The sequence below is a fragment of the Stenotrophomonas sp. BR163 genome (assembly GCF_047520985.2).
Taxonomy (GTDB): Bacteria; Pseudomonadota; Gammaproteobacteria; order Xanthomonadales; family Xanthomonadaceae; genus Stenotrophomonas; species Stenotrophomonas sepilia.
The window spans coordinates 19015-38386 of the sequence record NZ_JAXBRE020000032.1 but is presented as its reverse complement, the minus strand read 5'-3'; the positions used below and the strand labels follow the sequence as shown (position 1 = coordinate 38386).

Below are 19372 nucleotides of genomic sequence, written 5' to 3'. Positions count from 1 at the left end.
GGGGTGTCAGCCGCATGGATGCGGCTGCCAAGCCTACACGGACGTACTTGCGGCGTCCCCGCACTCCGACACCGCCCCGCCCACCCACGGAATGCCGCTCTGGCTCTGGCTTTGGCCGTTGCCGTTGCCGTTGCATTGAGCAGGTGCAGGGCTGCAAGCCCTGCCGAAACCCTCCCCAACCATGACTGCAGTCACTTGCCCGGTTGCGCTGCGCTGGCGAAAGTCGAGGAGTTGACGTGATCGGTCCGGCGCGTTGCCGACCGCATGCAAGCGAGAGAGAGACGCTGTGCAACGACGTGAGTTCCTGGCTTTTTCCGGCCTGGGCCTGGCCGGCCTGCTGTTGCCGCATTCCCGTGCCATCGCCGCCGAGCAGCTGCTGGCGCCGGTCGATACCGCCCAGCGCCGGCGCTTGGCCGAGGTCGCCCTGGCCACCGCACGCTCGGCCAAGGCCAGCTACTGCGATGTGCGCATCGGCCGCTACCTCAACCAGTCGGTGATCACCCGCGAGCACCAGGTCGGCAATATAACCAACCGAGAATCGTCCGGCGTGGGTGTGCGGGTGATCGTCAACGGTGCCTGGGGCTTTGCTGCCACCCATCAGCAGACCGAGGCCGCCGTGCGCGCAGCGGTCGAGCAGGCGGCGGCAATCGCTCGCGCCAACGCCAGCATCCAGACCCGCCCGGTGCAGCTGGCACCCACGCCGTCGGTCGGTGAAGTGCGCTGGCAGACGCCCATCCGCAGGAACGCGATGGCGGTGCCGATCCAGGACAAGGTCGAGTTGCTGCTGGCCCTCAATGCCGCTGCGCTGGATGCGGGCGCCGACTACATCAATTCCACCCTGTTCCTGGTCAACGAACAGAAGTACTTCGCCTCCAGCGACGGCTCGTTCATCGACCAGGACATCCACCGCATCTGGTTGCCGTTTACCGCCACCGCCATCGACAAGGCCAGCGGCAAATTCCGCACCCGCGCCGGCCTGTCCTCGCCGATGGGCATGGGCTATGAGTTCCTCGATGGCGATGCGCGCGGCAAGGTGCAGCTGCCCGGCGGCATCACTGCTTACCGCGATTCCTACGACCCGGTCGAGGACGCCATTGCGGCCGCCCGCCACGCGCGCGAGAAACTGAAGGCGCCATCGGTGAAGCCCGGCAAGTACGACCTGGTGCTGGACCCGTCCAATCTGTTCCTGACCATCCACGAGAACGTCGGCCACCCGCTGGAGCTGGACCGCGTGCTCGGCTACGAAGCCAACTACGCTGGTACCAGCTTCGCCACGCTGGACAAGCGCGATGCCGGCTTCCGCTGGGGCAGCGACATCGTCACCTTCTTCGCCGACAGCCGGGCAGCCTCGGTGCGGTCGGCTACGACGACGAGGGCGTGAAGACCCAGCGCTGGGACCTGGTGCGCGACGGCATCCTGGTCGACTACCAGGCCACCCGCGATGAAGCCCACATCCTCGGCCGCGATGCATCGCATGGCTGCAGCTATGCCGATTCCTGGTCCAGCGTGCAGTTCCAGCGCATGGCCAATGTCTCGCTGGCGCCGGGCAAGCAACCGCTCAGCGTCGAGGACATGATCAAGGACGTGGAGAACGGCATCTACATCCACGGCCGCGGTTCGTATTCGATCGACCAGCAGCGTTACAACGCGCAGTTCGGCGGCCAGCTGTACTACCAGATCAAGGACGGAAAGATCGCCGGCATGGTTGAGGATGCGGCCTACCAGATCCGCACGCCGGAATTCTGGAATGCCTGCACCGCCATATGCGATGAACGCGACTTCCGCCTGGGCGGTTCGTTCTTCGATGGCAAGGGCCAGCCGGGACAGGTCTCGGCGGTCTCGCACGGTTCGTCCACCACCCGCTTCAACGGCATCAACATCATCAACACCGCGCGCAGTCTCGGCGCTTGAGCCACCCATCCTTCGACATGGAGAGCAGCCTTGCAAAGACGTGACTTCCTGGCCCTGACCGGGCTTACCGCGGGCGGGCTGATCGTGCCCTCCTTCTTCGGCAAGGTGATCGCCGCCGAGCAGCTGCAGAGCACGCTGGACCTGGGGCTGAAGAAGCGCCTGGCCGATGCGGCGCTGGCCGCCGCCCGCCAGGCCGGTGCCACCTACTGCGACGTGCGCATCGGCCGCTACCTGCGGCAGTTCGTGATCACCCGCGAGGACAAGGTGCAGAACGTGGTGAACACCGAGTCCACCGGCGTGGGCATCCGCGTGATCGTCAATGGTGCCTGGGGCTTTGCCGCCACCAATGCGCTGGGCACCGCCGACGTGGCCAAGGCGGCGCAGCAGGCGGCCGCGATCGCCAAGGCCAATGCCGGCGTGCAGACCGCGCCGGTGCAGCTGGCCAAGGCGCCGGGCGTGGGTGAGGTGAGCTGGCGCACGCCGATCCGCAAGAATGCGATGGAGGTGCCGATCAAGGACAAGGTCGGCCTGCTGCTGGACGTCAACGCCGCCGCAATGGGCGCCGGTGCCAGCTTCGTCAACTCGATGCTGTTCCTGGTCAACGAGCAGAAGTACTTCGCCTCCACCGACGGTTCCTACATCGACCAGGACGTGCATCGCATCTGGGCGCCGATGACGGTCACCGCCATCGACAAGGCCAGCGGCAAGTTCCGCACCCGTTCGGGCCTGTCCTCGCCGATGGGCCTGGGCTACGAGTACCTGGACGGCGCCGCCGCGGGCAAGGTGGTCAGCCCCAATGGCGTGGTCAACTACAGTTCTTCCTACGACATGAAGGAAGACGCCATCGCCGCCGCCCGGCAGGCGCAGGAAAAGCTGAAGGCACCGTCGGTGAAGCCGGGCAAGTACGACCTGGTGCTCGACCCGTCGCACACCTGGCTGACCATCCACGAGTCGATCGGCCACCCGCTGGAACTGGACCGCGTGCTCGGCTACGAAGCCAACTACGCCGGCACCAGCTTCGCCACCCTGGACAAGCGCGAACAGCGTTTCCAGTACGGCAGCGAGCTGGTCAACATCTTCGCCGACAAGACCCAGCCGGGCAGCCTTGGCGCCGTGGCATACGACGATGAAGGCGTGAAGTGCAAGCGCTGGGACCTGATCAGCAACGGCAAGCTGGTGGACTACCAGACTATCCGCGACCAGGCGCACATCCTCGGCAAGACCGAGTCCGACGGCTGCTGCTATGCCGACTCGTGGTCCAGCGTGCAGTTCCAGCGCATGGCCAACGTGTCGATGGCACCGGGCAAGAAGCCGCTGAGCGTGCCGGACCTGATCAAGGACGTGGAGAACGGCATCTACATCATCGGTGACGGTTCGTTCTCGATCGACCAGCAGCGCTACAACGCGCAGTTCGGCGGCCAGCTGTTCTACGAGATCAAGAACGGCCAGATCACCCGCATGCTGGAAGACGTGGCCTACCAGATCCGCACGCCGGAATTCTGGAACGCCTGTACCGCCGTGGCCGACGAGCGCGACTACCGCCTGGGCGGTTCGTTCTTCGACGGCAAGGGCCAGCCGGGACAGGTCTCGGCGGTCTCGCACGGCTCGTCCACCGCGCGCTTCAACGGCATCAACGTCATCAACACCGCACGCAGCCTCGGCTGACCGGTCAGGAGCCCTTACACATGAGTATCTTCACCGAAGCCCAGGCCAAGGCCATCCTCGACAAGGTCATCGCCCTGTCCAAGGCCGACGAGTGCACCGCCGTGCTGGCCGGTGCAATCAGCGGCAACATCCGTTTCGCGCTGAACAATGTCTCCACCAGCGGCATCGTCGACAACACCGAACTGGCGGTCACCGTCGCCTTCGGCAAGCGCGTCGGCACTGCCTCGATCAACGAGTTCGACGACGCCGCGCTGGAACGCGTGGTACGCCGTGCCGAAGACCTGGCCCGCCTGGCCCCGGAGAACCCGGAGTTCATGCCGGCCATCGGCAAGCAGAGCTACCGCGCCAGCCCGACCTTCAGCGAATCCACCGCCGCGATCGATCCGGCCTTCCGTGCGAAGGTCGCTGCCGATTCGATCGCCCCGTGCCGCGGCCACGGCCTGGTCGCCGCCGGCTTCCTGGAGGACGGCCAGGGCTTCCAGGCCACCGCCAACAGCAACGGCAACTTCGCTTACCAGCGCACCACCAACTTCGATTACACCTGCACTGTGCGCACCGAAGATGGCCGCGGTTCGGGCTGGGTCGGCCGCAACCTGAAGGACGCGGCGGACTTCAAGGCTGACCAGGACATCCGCATCGCCATGCGCAAGGCCACCGAATCGGCCGAAGCCAAGGCACTCGAACCGGGCAAGTACACGGTCATCCTGGAGCCGGCCGCAGCGGCAGGCCTGATCAGCTTCATGATGAACTTCTTCAGTGCACGCTCGGCCGATGAAGGCCGCAGCTTCCTGTCGAAGAAGGGCGGCGGCAACAAGCTGGGCGAGCAGGTCTACGACCCGCGCGTGACCATGATCGCCGACCCGTGGCATCCGGAGGCGCCGGTGCTGCCGTGGGACAACGAAGGCCTGCCGCGCGAACGCATGGCCATCATCGAGAACGGCAGGATCGCCAACCTGGACTACTCGCGCTTCTGGGCGCAGAAGCAGGGCAAGACCGCCAAGGCCTCGCCGGGCAACCTGCTGATGAGCGGTGGCGACAAGAGCACCGCCGAGCTGGTGCGCGGCACCCAGAAGGGCATCCTGGTCACGCGTACCTGGTACATCCGCATGGTCGATCCGCAGACCGTGCTGCTGACCGGCCTGACCCGCGACGGCACCTTCTACATCGAGAACGGCCAGATCAAGCACCCGGTGAAGAACTTCCGCTTCAACGAGTCGCCGGTGATCATGCTCAACAACATCGAAGAGCTGGGCAAGCCGGTGCGCGTGGCCGGTGATGAATCCAGCTACGTGATGATGATCCCGCCGATGAAGCTGCGCGATTTCACCTTCACCTCGCTGTCCGACGCGGTCTGATGGATCGCCGGGCCTGCCTGCGCTGGTTGGCCGCTGCCGCTTCGGCGGCGGCGCTGCCTGCCTGGGCACAGGCAGGCCCGCGCAGTTCGCGCTACGACTTCTGGTTCACCCGCCTGCAGTACGACTCCGGTGACTGGGACGTGGACGCGCGCATGCCATCCAACCTGATCACCTCGCTGATCGACTACACATCGCTGCGCGTGGACCCGCAGGAACACGTGGTGGCCCTGGCCGACCCGCGCATGCTGGAAGCGCCGTTCTGCTACCTGGCCGGGCACACGCTGGTGGAGTTCAACGCCGCCGAACGGCAGAACTTCGTGCGCTACGTGCGCAATGGCGGCTTCGTCTTCGTCGACGACTGCAACCATGACATTGACGGCCTGTTCGCCACCTCGTTCGAGGCACAGATGGGCCGGCTGTTCGGCCCGAAGGCATTGCAGAAACTGCCCAACAGCCACGCGCTGTACCGCAGTTTCTTCCGCTTCCCGGACGGTCCGCCCGCCACCAGCTTCGAACTCAACGGCTGGGGCGACGACCTGGTGCACGACTATCTGAAAGGCATCGAGGTCGAGGGTCGGCTGGGCCTGCTCTACAGCAACAAGGACTACGGCTGCGAGTGGGACTACGACTGGCGCAACAAGCGCTTCCTGGCCGAAGACAACACCCGATTTGGCGTCAACATCGTGATGTACGCGTTGAACAATTGACAGGACCTGCACGCCCATGAACTCCCCCGACCTCGATTCCCTGCTGCCGCGCCTGGATGAACTGCGCGCCGCGCTTGCACGCGCGGTGGTGGGCCAGCACACGGTGGTCGAGCAGCTGTTGATCGGCCTGCTGGCCGGTGGCCACTGCCTGCTGGAAGGTGCGCCCGGGCTCGGCAAGACCCTGCTGGTGCGCTCACTCGGCCAGGCATTGGAACTGCAGTTCCGGCGCGTGCAGTTCACCCCCGACCTGATGCCCAGCGACATTCTCGGCACCGAGCTGCTGGAGGAGGACCATGGCACCGGCCATCGCCATTTCCGCTTCCAGCAGGGCCCGATCTTCACCCACCTGCTGCTGGCCGACGAACTCAACCGCACCCCGCCCAAGACCCAGGCCGCACTGCTGGAGGCAATGCAGGAACGCACCGTCAGCTACGCCGGCACCACCTACGCGTTGCCCGCGCCGTTCTTCGTGCTGGCCACGCAGAACCCGATCGAGCAGGCCGGCACCTACCCGCTGCCCGAAGCGCAGCTGGACCGCTTCCTGCTGCATGTGCTGGTGGATTACCCCAGCGAAGACGAGGAACGGCAGATCCTGGAACAGACCACCGGCGGCGCCACCGACGCGGTGCCGAAGGTGATGGATGCCGAAGCGGTGATCGCCCTGCAGGCGGCTGTGCGGCAGGTGCATGTCAGCCCCGACGTGCTGGCCTGGATCACCCGCCTGGTGCGCGCCAGCCGGCCAGGCGAAGGCGCGCCGGCAGCGATCAACCAATGGGTGAAGTGGGGCGCAGGCCCGCGCGCCGGGCAGTCGCTGGTGCTCGCGGCAAAAGCGCGTGCATTGCTGCAGGGCCGCTTCGCCGCCACCCGCGAGGACGTGCAGGCGCTGGCCGCGCCGGTAATGCGCCATCGCCTGCTGCTGTCGTTCGCCGCCGAGGCCGAGCAGAAGCGTGCCGACGACGTGGTCGCCGCCCTGCTGCAGGCCGTGCCGTTCCCGGGTTGATCCACGCGTGAACGCCGGTACCCCGCTGACCTTGCCACCGGAACTGCGTGCGCGCCTGCGCCTGCTGCGGCTGCGGCCGCGCCTGGCCAGCGGTGCCAGTGGCATCGGCCAGCACGCCAGCCGCAGCCGCGGTGCCGGCCTCGAGTTCGCCCAGTACCGGGCCTACGAACCGGGCGACGAGCTGCGCCAGATCGACTGGAAGCTGTACGCGCGTTCGGACCGCTTCTTCGTGCGCGAATCCGAACGGGAAAGCCCGATCACGGTCTGGCTGTTGCTCGATTCCACCGCCTCGGCCGGCCAGGCCGATCGCGCGGCACCGCAGCGCACGCGCCTGGATCACATGCGCGGCGTGGCCGCCTGCGTGGTGGAACTGGCGCTGCAGCAGGGCGACCGTTTCGGCCTGCTGGCGATCAATGGCGATGGACTGCAGCTGGTGCCCGCAGCGGACGGCGCACGCCAGCGTGACCGCGTGCATCTGCAACTGCATGCCCTGCAGGCGCGCGGCACCTGGCCCGCGGCCGAACGCCTGCGGCCACTGTGGGAGCGCGTGCGCCCGGGCGACCTGCTGCTGGCGATGGGTGATGGCTTCGACGCGGCCTGCATCGTGCTGCTGGAGCAACTGGCCAGCGCACGCCGTGAAGTGGCACTGCTGCAGATCCTGACCGCCGACGAGCGCGATTTCCCGTTCGACGCCGGCCATCGCTTCCGCGACCCGGAAACCGGCGAGGAACTGCTGGGCGATGGCGCGGTGATCCGCACCGACTACCTGCAGCGCTTCGCTGACGCACGCAACGCATTGCAGTCGCGCCTGCAGGCCAGCGGCATCGCCAGTGCCACCGGCTGGCTCGACCAGCCGTTGGATCAACCCCTGCAGGCGCTGTTCGGCCGTGGGGGCAGTGCATGACCCTGCTGTTCCCGTTGGGCCTGGCCGCGCTCGCTGCGTGGTTGCTACCGCTGCTGATCCATCTGGCCCGGCGCCATCCGTACACGCCGCTGGATTTCGCCGCGCTGCGCTGGCTGCGCGCGCAGATCCGCCCGCGCCAGCGCATCCGCTTCGATGACTGGCCGTTGCTACTGGTGCGTTTGCTGCTACTGGCTGCTTTGGCCTTGCTGCTGGCACGCCCTGCATTGACCGGCCCCGCGCCCGTCCCCACCGCGTGGACGGTAGTGGCTCCCGGACTGGACGCGACCGCACTGCGCGGCACTGCCGAAGCGGGCAACTGGCACTGGCTGGCACCCGGCTTCCCCGCTATCGACCACCCACCACCAGCGTCCAGCGCATCGCTGCCCAGCCTGCTGCGCGAGCTGGACGCACAGCTGCCCGCGGGCACCGCGTTGACCGTGCACGTTCCCGATCCCCTGCCCGGTCTGGACGGCACCCGTCTGCAGCTGTCGCGCGAAGTGCAGTGGCGGCCGCAACCGGTACCGGCCACTCCGCAACCGAGTGCCGCGACGGTGCCGCGTCTGCGCGTGCACAGCGATGCGCCGGCCGCCGCCCAGCACTGGGTGAACGCACTGCAACGCGCGTGGGGCATGCAGGCGCCGCTCGCTCCTCTGTCGGCCGATGCCCTGCCCGAACGCGGCGAGATCGGCGTATGGAGCCGCAGCGATGCACTGCCGGCGAGCTGGCAGGCATGGCTGCGCCACGGCGGTCGTGCAGTGAGCGCCGGCGAGCCTGCTGGCGACGCCGGCATCCTGCTGCGCAACGCCGACGGCTCACCAGTGCTGTGGCAACAGCGCATCGGCCACGGCGTCCTGTTGTCACTGCCCGGCGACTGGGATGCCTCAGGCAACGCTGCGCTGCGCGACCCGCAGTTGCCGCGTGCCCTGCTGCTGGCGCTGCAACCGCCAGCGTCACCGCGCCTCGGCGATGCACAGGACCAGGCACCACGCCGGGCCGCACTGCCCGCCATAGCGCCCCCAGCGCGTGAGCCAACCACGTGGTTGCTGCTGGCCATCCTGCTGCTGTTCGCGCTGGAGCGCTGGATGGCCAGCAGTCGCCGGCGCAGGGTGGCCGCATGAACACCCTGCAGTACGCCTGGCAACGCGCACGCCGTCGCCGTGCACTCGTTACCCTGCTGCTGGGCCTGCCGTGGGCGCTGGCCGCGACGACGCTGGCGCTGCGCCTGGCGGGCTTCGATATCGCCTGCGTGGTCGGCACGGTCAGCGCGCTCGCCTGCGCAGCGCTCGCCACGGCACATGCCCGCCAGCTGGACCCACAGTGGGTGCAGCGCCAGCTTGATGCCAGCGGTGCCAGCGAGGACAGTGCCGACCTGCTGTTCGCCGATGCCGCCATGCTCAATCCGCTGCAGCAGCGCCAGCGCGCGCATGTGCTGGCCACGCTGGAGCGCGCGACACCGGACCTGCGTCAGCGCTGGCCGCGCAGGGCGTTGGCCCTGAGCTGGGTCGCAGGCCTGGCGATCACTGCGCTGGCATTCGGCTGGCCACGTTCCGGCCCCGACTCCGCGCCGGCCCGCACATCGGCGCCTGTCAGCACGGCTGCCGCCGGCCCGCTGCACCTTCAGTCCCCCCGCCTGCGGATCGACGCACCGGCCTATACCGGCCAGGCCACGCGCACCCAGAACGCGCTGGATGCCAAGGTCGCCGCGGACAGCCGGCTGTCGTGGTCGTTGCGCTTCGATCGCGCGCCGGACAAGGCATGGCTACAGTTCCACGACGGCCGCCGGCTGCCGCTGAGCGAGCAGGATGGGCAGTGGCTGGCGCAGGATGTGGCGCGCGTGCCTGTGCTGTACCGCGTGGTGAGCGAACCTGCACTGGCCCAGACCCGCCTGCATCGCCTGGACGTGGTCGCTGATCGTGCGCCCAGCGTGCGCGTGCTGGAGCCCGCCGCGACCCTGGTGCTGGGCACGCCCGGGCAACGCCAGTGGTCGTTGCGCTTCGAAGCCAGCGATGACTACGCCGTGGCCACGCAGGCAACGCTGTCGATCACCATTACCCAGGGCAGCGGCGAGAACATCACCTTCGTTCGCCGCAGTGTCGGCCTCACCGGCAGCGGCGAAGCGACTGCACGGCGTTTCGCGCACAGCCTCGACCTGGCTGCGCTGGGCGCGCAGCCCGGCAGCGATGTCATCGCCCAGCTGGAAGTACGCGACAACCACGCGCCAACACCGCAGGCCGGGCGCAGCAGCAGCGTGATCCTGCGCCTGCCCAGCGCCGAGGTTGCACTCGGTGCCGAACTGGAAGGCCGCATCAAGAAGACGCTGCCGGCCTACTTCCGCAGCCAGCGGCAGATCATCATCGATGCCGAAGCGCTGATCCGGCAGCGACGCAGCCTCGCCGCCGAGGACTTCGTGAAGCGCAGCGATGCGATCGGTGTCGACCAGCGCATCCTGCGCCTGCGCTACGGCCAGTTCCTGGGTGAGGAAAGCGAAGGCGCACCGAAGCCGCCGCCGACCAGCGACCTGCCCACCAGCGATGCGCCAGCTGCAGGCAGCCACGACGACGAGCACGAGCACGACCATGGCACCGAGGCCGGGGCACACGATGAGCATGGCCACGATCACGGCGGCAAGGCGTCCAATGCCGATTCGCCACCGGTGTTCGGCAGCACCACCGATGTGCTCTCCGAATACGGCCACACCCATGACCATGCCGAAGCCGCGACCCTGCTCGACCCGCAGACCCGGGCCACGCTGAAGGCCGCGCTGGACCAGATGTGGTCGGCCGAAGGCGAGCTGCGCCAGGGCCGTCCGGAGCAGGCACTGCCGTTCGCCTACAAGGCACTGGGGTTCATCAAGCAGGTGCAGCAGGCCGAACGCATCTATCTGGCGCGGGTGGGACCGGAGCTGCCGCCGATCGATGAAGGCCGTCGGCTGGGCGGCGATCGCACCGGACTGGCCAGTCGCGAACTGCCGCTGGCCGCACGAGCGCCGCCCGACCCGACCATCATCGAAGCCTGGCAGCGACTCGGTGATGACACCAGTGTGCCCGACCTCGACGCACTCGCTGCCTGGCAGCAGCGCAATGCCGCCTACCTGCCCGATGCCCTTGATCTGGCTGCCGCCATCGAGCAGCTGCGCATCGAGCCCGGTTGCCGCGACTGCCGCCAGCGCCTGCGCGCTCAGTTGTGGCGGGCGCTGCAGCGTCCACTGCCGCAGGCGATGCGGCGCGGTGCCGCCGATGCGATGGGCCAGCGCTACCTGGACGCGCTGGAGGCGCAGCCATGAACCCCTCCGGCCTGAACCTGTGGATCGCCCTGGCACTCGCTGTGATCGTGGCGATCGCCAGCGTTCGCCAGTCGCACGGCAACACCACGCACCGTGTCCGCCGCTGGGGGGTGATCGGGCTGCAGGTCATCGTCGCCACGCTGCTGTATTTCTGCCTGGCGCCGCCCACCCGCCAGCAACCCGCAGGCGGGCTGGTTGTGCTCGGAATCGATGCCGGCAAGGCCGGCGCGTTCCCGGCCAGCGAAGGTCCGCTGTGGCTGTTGCCGGAAGCTGCCGATGTGCCCGGCGCAAAGCGCGTACCCGACCTGGCCACCGCGCTGCGGCAGCATCCGGCCTCCACGCTCACCCTGGTCGGTGCCGGCCTGGTCGCACGCGATCGCGATGCGGTACTGCCACGCGACGTACGTTGGCAGCCGGCAGCACCGCCGCGCGGCTGGGTCGCCTTGCAGCCACCGGCCGACGCCGCGCCCGGCGCACGCTTCGAGGTATGGGCGCAGGCGCGTGGCGTTGCCAGGGCAAAGGCGGAACTGCTCGACCCGGCCGGCAGCGTGGTCGATCGCGCGGATGTTGCCGACGATGGCCACGTTCAGTTGAGTGGCATCACCCGCGCCGAAGGCCGCAGCGTGTTCCAGCTGCGCCTGCTCGATGCCGACCGCCATGTGGTGGACAACGTGCCGGTGCCGCAGCAGACCCTGCCGGCGGCGCCGTTGCGCCTGCAGGTACGCGCCAGCGCGCCGGGCCCCGAACTGAAGTACCTGCGCCGATGGGCAGCCGATGCCGGCATCCGCGTGCAGGTGCAGGCCGATACCGGAGCCGGCCTGAGCGTCGGCGACGGCGCCTTGCCGCTGGACGCGGCGTCGCTGGCGCGCAGCGATCTGCTGCTGCTGGACGAGCGCAGCCTGGCGGCATTGAATGCCGCCCAGCTGGCCGCTGTGCGGCAGGCGCTGCGCGAAGGACTGGGCGTGCTGGTACGCAGTGCGGGCGCGCCTTCGGCCAGCGCGCGCCAGCGCCTGCGCGATCTGGGCCTGCCGCTGCGGGGTGATGGCAGCAGCCAGGTCCTCGAACTTCCCGGCGACGGCGAGAGCGCGGTCCTCGCCGCACGACGTGGCCCGCTCGCCGCGGGTACGCTGCCGACCGGCTACGGCGAACAGGCAGACCGCAGTTCGCACGAGGCCGCGCTGCCCACACTGGAAGCACTGGGGCTGCAGGTACCTGGCAGCAACGCGCTGCTGCACGATCGCACCGGCAAGGCTGTCGGCGGCTGGCGCGCTACCGGCAAAGGCCGCATCGGCCTGCTGCCCATAACCGACAGTTGGCGCTGGGTGCTAGCCGGCCGCGATGACCGCCACGGCGAACTGTGGAGCGGCGTGGTTGCCACGCTGGCGCGGGCGCAGGGCAGCGCTGAGGCGCTGTGGTCGCCACAGCCGATCAGCTGGGCGGGCGAACGGCAGGCGCTGTGCGGCGTGCAGGCGCCGCTGCAAGCCTTCAACGCACGCGGCGAAGGCACGCCGCTGATCGTCGATGGCGCGACGTCAGACCTGCGCTGCGCGGGCTGGTGGCCGCGCGAGGCGGGCTGGCAGCGCCTACAGCACGGTGACGCTACCCTCTGGCGCTATGCGTTCGACCCGAAGGACGCGCCCGCGCTGCATCAGCAGGCAATGATCGATGCAACCACGCAGGCGCTGGCGGGCAGCTCCCCGGCAACCGCGTCGCTGATGCGACCCGTGCCGGGATCGCGCTGGCCGTGGTGGCTGGCGTTCGTGCTGTGCGCATCGCTGCTGTGGTGGTTGGAGCGGCGGCGCTGACCGCGACGATGGGATCGCGGGCGGCATCCACGCATGGCGTGGATCTACTGGCCGGTTGCCCTGATGGACGCCAACCTTGGCTGGCGTCTTTCGGCGGGGTCAACGCGTTCCCGCGCGCCGGTACACGCCATTGAAGCGCACGTTCATGCCACCGCATTCGCTGTTGTCGGCCACGATCAGCACCTCACCCAGCGAGTGCACACGCACCCGGCACGTATCCTCGGCGAACTCGACATCGGCACCCTGCGGTATGGCACGCGCTTCCACCTGGCCCAGGTTCGGCCCGTACGGGCGCTGTTCCGGCGTGGGGTTGGCCGAGGGCCAGTAGGCGTCGCCATCCACGTGCAGTTGCCCACCCTGCACGGTGATGCGCAGGCCGTTGTCGCCATCTTTCCAGTGGCCCGTCCAGTCCTGCAGCGTGGGCACGGCCACCGGCAACGGCTGCAGCTTGCTGCGGTCGACCCAGCCGGCGCTGCCGCCCACCTTGTTGGGGAAGAACGCGCAGCGGTAGCGGCCCAGGTCGCGACCGGTCACCACCGTATCGCCGTTGACCACATAGCTGCGCTGGCGGCAGGCCGGTTCGCCCTTGGCGGGGCAGCCCTCCATGTCGCCGAGCAGGTACAGGCGCGGTGCATCGACCACCCGCGCCAGCGCGAACCGGCTCTGTTGGGAGGGGAACGCGCCATTGCGGCAGGCGCCGCCATCGGCGATATCGGACGCGAACGCGGAGGCCGGCAGCAACGCGGCCAGCAGGCAGAATGAACGCAGGGACATGACAGCATTACCGGTGGGGGAGCCCGCAGGATATACCGGCCTACTTCACTGGCGCTGTGTCGCCGGCATCCTGCTCCTGTGAGAACCGCAGCGCGCGCCGCTGCTGTTCGGCACTGAGCTCTGGCGGTGGCCGCGCCACGGCCGCCTGGATCTGGTCGGGACCGCCGGTGAGTTTGTTGATGCCTTTGGCTGCCGCCAGCACACCCTTGACCACGCCCATCATGATGTAGCCACCGCCCATGCTGACCTGCTCCGGCGATGGCGGTTCGCTCCAGTCGCGGCTGAAACGGTTATCGCCGAACTTCACCGGGTTCTTGAAGCGGTACAGGTCCAGCGGCTCGTCATCGGGCTTGAGCGCACGCACTTCGCCGAGAGTGGTGACGTTGTCCTGCGGCAAAGTGGTGGAGATCGGTGCGGTGGGGGCAGACAGCGCATCTGCGGGGGGAACGGGTGCAGGATCGGGCACCGCCACCGGCGCGGCCTGCTGCGCCTGTGCGATGCCGGCCAGCAGCATGCCGGCCAGGAGTGCTCCCTGCGTTCCACGTCGTGCCACAGCCATCCACCCTGTTGGTTGTGTCCAGCGCCCAAGCATACGGATGCCGGCTTCAGATTTCGTTGGCATCGACGGGGGCATTCAGGCTGTGTCGCGCATCATCGTTGCGCGGCCCGGACACTGAAGTTTGCAATGAGCTTCATTCCCGCCGTGGGATGGGCACGGCATCCTGCGGGTTTCCCGTCAAGACCCACGCTGATGACAGCTCCCTCCACACGCCTGCCGCGCCGGCAGGTCGCCTGCTGATGTCGCGCGCAGCAGTATTGGTTGGTCTGGCGGTCGTGTGCCTGATGGTCATCGCGGGCGCTGCCGAATGGACGTCACGTGTCCGCGCAGGCATCGCCTCGCTGCGCCGGAGCAGCACGCTGCGGACGCTGGGCGCGGACGAACACAGGGCACTGGCACCGGTGCGCGCGTTGACCGGCTGCGACCACGACGACCAGGTAAAACGGCTGCATGGCGCCTTCACCGGTGGGGCGTGGCGGAACAGCTTCCCGATCGGTGACGGCTTCTTGGGTGGCATTCCCGTGCTGCTGCCAAGACAGGCATGGCCCGACGTCTCCGAAGACAATGAAGCTGAAGTCGTACTGGGTGAGCACGTGGCCCTGGTGGTGCGTCTCAATGGCTTCACCATCGCTGCTGCACGGCCGGATGCAGCCACCAGCCGCGTCTGTGGCGAGCGCCTGGAGACACCCGAGGAAGTTTCGATGCGACGGGGACCCGGCCTGCGCCCTTCCCCGCTGGTGATTGCCGCACTGGCATTGTGGGCCGCCGCTGGCGCCCCGGCGCTGCTGGCCATACCGTTGCTCGCCATCGCCGGACTGGCGGCTTGGCTGGCACTTCCTCGCCGCAACAGCCCCGCGACAGCTCAGCGCGTGCTGCAGGTTCGCGGACGCCTGCGCGTCTACCAGCGCACTACCCAGGCATCCCGGGTGTGGTTGCTCGGCAATGACCGGCGTGTGCAGCTTCCTGCGGAATGGGAGCACGCAGCGGCATTCTCCCGCGGGCGCTCGATGGTGCTGGAAGTGCGCGCCTGTGATGGATGGGTGTTGGGCGCAGGGACGGCATGGTGCCTCGCCAGCGACCGACGGCGCTATCCGCCCACAGGAGGGTCGTGGCATCTGGCATGGCTGGGCCTGCTCCTGTGCGTGCTGGTGTTCGGCACTGGCGGAACGCCGCCGCCCCGTCCGGATCCTGCATGGGCGGCTGCCTATGGCTGGGGGGTGCTCGCCGTGCTGGCATCGGGCTGGCACGCGGTGCAGATCGTGGTCTGCACCGTGCAGTTCCTGCTCCGCCGCCGCGCGCTTGACGCGGACATCGCGCAGCGTCCCGACCCGTGGCACTGAACGGTTCACGCGTTCCCATGCTGGTGTCTCACATCCTGAGACACGGATGTGGTGCCATGTGACCCCTCGCAATCCGTCCCGGCTCCCTCCCTCTTCCATGGCCTACGAACTCGCCAAGCGCACCGCCGATGCCGAGCAGAAGCTCGCCACCCGCGATGGCCTGCCCGCCCGCGACGGCGCCCTGCTCAGCGCGCGCCTGCAGCGCCGCTACCAGGACCGCATCACCGGCAGCTTCGCCATTCCGGGCCGTGAAGGCCGCTACGCGCCCGTTCCCGACTCGGTACCACCGGCGCTGGCCGCTGCACTGAAGGCACGTGGCATCGAGCAGCTCTACAGCCACCAGGCCGAAGCCTGGGAGGCCAGCCAGCGCGGCGAGCACGTGGCCATCGTCACCCCCACCGCCAGCGGCAAGTCGCTGTGCTACACCCTGCCGGTGGTCAGCGCGGCCATGCAGGACAAGGCCAAGGCGCTGTACCTGTTCCCAACCAAGGCACTGGCCCAGGACCAGGTGGCCGAGCTGCTGGAACTCAATCGTGCCGGCGACCTCGGCGTCAAGGCCTTCACCTTCGACGGCGACACCCCCGGCGATGCGCGCCAGGCGATCCGCCTGCATGGCGACATCGTGGTGTCCAACCCGGACATGCTGCACCAGGCCATCCTGCCGCATCACACCAAGTGGGCACAGTTCTTCGAGAACCTGCGCTACATCGTCATCGACGAGGTGCACACCTATCGCGGCGTGTTCGGCAGCCACGTCACCAACGTGCTGCGCCGGCTCAAGCGCATCTGCGCGTTCTATGGTGTGCAACCCCAGTTCATCCTGTGCTCGGCCACCATCGGCAACCCGCAGGCGCATGCGGAAGCGCTGATCGAGGCCCCGGTGACTGCCATCACTGAATCCGGTGCGCCCACCGGGCCGAAGCAGGTGCTGCTGTGGAACCCGCCGGTGATCAACCCCGACCTGGGCCTGCGTGCCTCGGCGCGCTCGCAGAGCAACCGCATCGCCCGCATCGCGATCAAGTCCGGGCTGAAGACCCTGGTGTTCGCGCAGACCCGGTTGATGGTCGAAGTGCTGACCAAGTACCTGAAGGACATCTTCGACCACGACCCGCGCAAGCCGCCCCGCATCCGCGCCTACCGCGGCGGTTATCTGCCCACCGAACGCCGCGAGACCGAGCGTGCGATGCGTGCCGGCAACATCGACGGCATCGTCAGCACCTCGGCGCTGGAGCTGGGCGTGGATATCGGCAGCCTGGACGTGGTCATCCTCAATGGCTACCCCGGCAGCGTGGCCGCCACCTGGCAGCGTTTCGGCCGTGCCGGTCGCCGCCAGCAACCCGCACTCGGCGTGATGGTGGCCAGTTCGCAGCCGCTGGACCAATACGTGGTACGGCACCCGGACTTCTTCGCCGAAGCCTCGCCCGAACATGCGCGCATTGCGCCAGACCAGCCGCTGATCCTGTTCGACCACATTCGCTGCGCGGCCTTTGAACTGCCGTTCCGGGTCGGCGATGGCTTCGGCCCGATCGACCCGGAAGTGTTCCTGGAAGCGCTGGCCGAAACCGAAGTCATCCACCGCGAAGGCGAGCGCTGGGAATGGATTGCCGACAGTTATCCGGCCAACGCGGTCAGCCTGCGCGCGGTGGCCGATGGCAACTTCGTGGTGGTCGACCGCAGCGACGGCCGCCAGCAGATCATCGCCGAGGTCGATTACTCCGCCGCCGCGCTCACGCTGTATGAAGGCGCCATCCACATGGTGCAGTCCACGCCCTACCAGGTGGAGACGCTCGACTGGGAGGGCCGCAAGGCCTACGTCACCCGCACGCATGTGGATTACTACACCGACAGCATCGATTTCACCAAGCTCAAGGTGCTGGACCGCTTCGATGGTGGCGTGGCCGGGCGCGGTGATTCGCACCATGGCGAAGTGCACGTGGTGCGGCGCGTGGCCGGCTACAAGAAGATCCGCTACTACACCCACGAAAACATCGGCTACGGCCCGGTGAACCTGCCCGACCAGGAACTGCACACCACCGCAGTGTGGTGGCAGCTGCCGCAGGCACTGCTGCTGCGCGCGTTCGCCAGCAGGCAGGATGCGCTCGATGGCTTCCTCGGTGCGGCGTATGCGCTGCACATCGTCGCCACCGTGGCGGTGATGGCCGATGCGCGCGACCTGCAGAAGTCGGTCGGCAACGGCGATGGTTCCTGGTTTGCGATCGCCGACCAGAGCGGCCGCGGCCAGCTGCGCGGCAGCGAGGGTGATCCTGGCGTTGTCGAACTGCTGCAGGAATTCGTGCCCACGGTGTATCTGTATGACAACTTCCCCGGTGGCGTCGGCCTCAGCGAGCCGTTGTGGCAGCGTCAGGCCGAACTGGTGCAGCGCGCGCGTGAACTGGTGCAACGCTGCGACTGCAAGGCCGGCTGCCCGGCCTGCGTCGGCCCGGTGCTGGCTGCACAGGAAGAGGATGAAACCTCGCCACGTGCGCTGGCATTGCGCGTGCTCGACCTGTTCGACGCCGAGGCCTGCCGGCACGTACCCGACGTGGTGGTGACCACGGGCGATCCGATGGAGCTGCTGGCACCGTGAGCCTGAGCCTGGACAAGCTGCGCCTGCTGCGCAGGCAGGCCGGCGACCCGAAGGCGAGCACACCGGCCGTGCCGGACGTGCCCCCTGCGCCACCGGCACCTGTGGCCGCCAACGATGCGCGGCAACCGCCGGCCGAGCGTTCGGTGTTCGCCTGGGTCGAGCAGGAGATCCGCCACAAGCCGACCGGCGCTGCGGCACCTGCCACGGCGCCGCCCGCACTGCGTCGGCCCGAAGTGGGCAGCCTGCATCGCCTGCTCGGCCTGCGCACGCGCGGCGGCCCCGCTCCTGCTCGCGCTAGCGCACAGGACCGTCAGTTGCCAGGTGAGGAGATCGCACCGGGCCTGTTCCTGATCGAATCGCTGCAGCCGCAGGCGATCCCGGCACAACCGCTGTCGCTTGATTTCGCCCGTCGCGACGGCGAGCACGTGGCTGCGCGTGACCTGCTGTTCTTCGATACCGAAACCACCGGCCTGGCCGGCGGCACCGGCACCCGTGCCTTCATGATCGGCGCGGCCGATTGGCATGTGTGCCCGCAGCGTGGCGAGGGCCTGCGCATCCGCCAGTTGCTGATGGCCACCATGGCCGCCGAGGACGCGATGCTGGCCACCTTTGCCCGCTGGCTGCAACCGTCCACCGTGTTCTGCAGCTACAACGGCCGCAGCTACGATGCGCCGCTGCTGAAGGCGCGCTACCGGCTGGCCCGGCAGCCGGACCCGATCACCGCACTGGACCATGTCGACCTGCTCTACCCCACGCGCCGTCGCTATCGCGGCAGCTGGGAGAACTGCAAGCTGTCCACCATCGAACGCCAGCTGCTGCGCGTGGTGCGCGAGGACGATCTGCCGGGCTCGGAGGCACCCGGTGCGTGGTTGCGCTTCCTGCGCGGCGGCGACGCGGTGAACCTGCGCCGGGTGGCCGACCACAACCACCAGGACGTGGTGACCCTGGCCCTGCTGCTGCAGCGGCTGGTGCGCGAGGAACAGCGCGAGCGCGAGACACTGGCGCTGGTCGGGCAGTAATGACACGGGGCCGCGTTGACATGCCCTGACGGTGGTTGCGGTGACACTGCCGCCACCATCCACGCCTGGAGCCCGACGATGCGCCTCAATGCGCTTGCCCTGCTTGCCATCTTGCCACTGGCCGCCTGCAGCCACGCCGGCGGCAGCACCGCCCACGATCCCACGCCGGCGCCCGTGGCCGACGCCGCGCACGAATGCAAGCCGGAGGCGCTCGAGGCCTTCACCGGCAAGACGGCTGACGAAGCCACCATCAAGAAGCTGGTGGCCGCCAGCGGCGCGCGCGGTGCACGGGTGGTCAAGCCGGGCATGGCGGTGACCATGGACTTCCGCCAGGACCGCGTGACGGTGCAGGTGGATGCGCAGAACCGGATCGAGCGCGCCAGCTGCGGTTGATCGACCCAGGGTAGTGCCGGCCACCAGCTTCTTGATGGTGGCTTCGACAGCCGTCTTGCCGGTGAAGGCC

Annotated in this window: 14 protein-coding genes and 1 pseudogene; 13 read left to right on the top strand and 2 right to left on the bottom strand. The window is 68.5% G+C overall.

The genetic code is table 11. The features are described 5' to 3' along the window. Positions 1–286: 286 nt before the first annotated feature. The 9 genes and pseudogenes from ACM0PY_RS18655 to ACM0PY_RS18615 all read left to right on the top strand — a co-directional run bounded on the left by ACM0PY_RS18655 (position 287) and on the right by ACM0PY_RS18615 (position 12630). Positions 287–1911 (top strand): annotated as a pseudogene (locus ACM0PY_RS18655) (TldD/PmbA family protein). A 30-nt stretch (positions 1912–1941) separates the two neighbouring features. Beyond that, positions 1942–3576: a TldD/PmbA family protein gene (locus ACM0PY_RS18650; RefSeq protein WP_061479900.1), complete on the top strand. Its 1635-nt coding sequence runs from the start codon at positions 1942–1944 to the stop codon at positions 3574–3576. Between the two features lie 20 nt (positions 3577–3596). Then, a complete protein-coding gene (locus tag ACM0PY_RS18645) occupies positions 3597–4931 on the top strand; it encodes a TldD/PmbA family protein (RefSeq protein WP_111202111.1) in 1335 nt (444 codons plus the stop codon). Next, a complete protein-coding gene (locus tag ACM0PY_RS18640; protein ID WP_061479902.1) occupies positions 4931–5638 on the top strand; it encodes a DUF4159 domain-containing protein in 708 nt (235 codons plus the stop codon). The genes ACM0PY_RS18645 and ACM0PY_RS18640 overlap by 1 nt, the downstream gene beginning before the upstream one ends. A gap of 16 nt (positions 5639–5654) precedes the next feature. Beyond that, on the top strand, positions 5655–6638 hold the full coding sequence (locus tag ACM0PY_RS18635) for an AAA family ATPase (RefSeq protein ID WP_180886357.1): 984 nt from the start codon (positions 5655–5657) through the stop codon (positions 6636–6638). A 7-nt stretch (positions 6639–6645) separates the two neighbouring features. Then, on the top strand, positions 6646–7542 hold the full coding sequence (locus ACM0PY_RS18630) for a DUF58 domain-containing protein (RefSeq protein WP_180886359.1): 897 nt from the start codon (positions 6646–6648) through the stop codon (positions 7540–7542). After that, positions 7539–8660, top strand: a complete 1122-nt coding sequence (locus ACM0PY_RS18625) for a BatA domain-containing protein (protein ID WP_134972774.1) — start codon at positions 7539–7541, stop codon at positions 8658–8660. Before ACM0PY_RS18630 ends, ACM0PY_RS18625 begins: the two co-directional genes overlap by 4 nt. Then, positions 8657–10825, top strand: coding sequence for a hypothetical protein (locus tag ACM0PY_RS18620; protein WP_180886361.1), 2169 nt, complete (start codon positions 8657–8659; stop codon positions 10823–10825). The genes ACM0PY_RS18625 and ACM0PY_RS18620 overlap by 4 nt, the downstream gene beginning before the upstream one ends. Continuing rightward, positions 10822–12630, top strand: coding sequence for an amino acid adenylation domain-containing protein (locus tag ACM0PY_RS18615; protein ID WP_414609485.1), 1809 nt, complete (start codon positions 10822–10824; stop codon positions 12628–12630). The genes ACM0PY_RS18620 and ACM0PY_RS18615 overlap by 4 nt, the downstream gene beginning before the upstream one ends. Before the next feature lie 99 nt (positions 12631–12729). Here ACM0PY_RS18615 and ACM0PY_RS18610 read toward each other — a convergent pair whose 3' ends face one another. Both ACM0PY_RS18610 and ACM0PY_RS18605 read right to left on the bottom strand, forming a co-directional pair. Then, the gene (locus tag ACM0PY_RS18610) at positions 12730–13404 is read right to left on the bottom strand and encodes a hypothetical protein (protein ID WP_134972712.1); all 675 of its coding nucleotides are present in this window, start codon (positions 13402–13404) and stop codon (positions 12730–12732) included. 40 nt (positions 13405–13444) lie between these two features. Next, the gene (locus ACM0PY_RS18605; protein ID WP_134972711.1) at positions 13445–13963 is read right to left on the bottom strand and encodes a hypothetical protein; all 519 of its coding nucleotides are present in this window, start codon (positions 13961–13963) and stop codon (positions 13445–13447) included. A 56-nt stretch (positions 13964–14019) separates the two neighbouring features. On the opposite strand from ACM0PY_RS18605, the gene ACM0PY_RS18600 reads away from it, so the two are divergent. The 4 genes from ACM0PY_RS18600 to ACM0PY_RS18585 all read left to right on the top strand — a co-directional run bounded on the left by ACM0PY_RS18600 (position 14020) and on the right by ACM0PY_RS18585 (position 19302). After that, on the top strand, positions 14020–15303 hold the full coding sequence (locus ACM0PY_RS18600; protein WP_495493283.1) for a hypothetical protein: 1284 nt from the start codon (positions 14020–14022) through the stop codon (positions 15301–15303). A 97-nt stretch (positions 15304–15400) separates the two neighbouring features. Beyond that, positions 15401–17890 (top strand): DEAD/DEAH box helicase, encoded by a 2490-nt coding sequence (locus tag ACM0PY_RS18595; RefSeq protein WP_134972710.1) that lies wholly within the window; start codon positions 15401–15403, stop codon positions 17888–17890. Continuing rightward, positions 17887–18909: a ribonuclease H-like domain-containing protein gene (locus tag ACM0PY_RS18590; protein WP_180886367.1), complete on the top strand. Its 1023-nt coding sequence runs from the start codon at positions 17887–17889 to the stop codon at positions 18907–18909. The genes ACM0PY_RS18595 and ACM0PY_RS18590 overlap by 4 nt, the downstream gene beginning before the upstream one ends. Positions 18910–18987: 78 nt before the next feature. After that, entirely contained in the window at positions 18988–19302 is a 315-nt protein-coding gene (locus ACM0PY_RS18585) for an I78 family peptidase inhibitor (RefSeq protein ID WP_414609484.1), read from the top strand. Positions 19303–19372 lie beyond the last annotated feature (70 nt).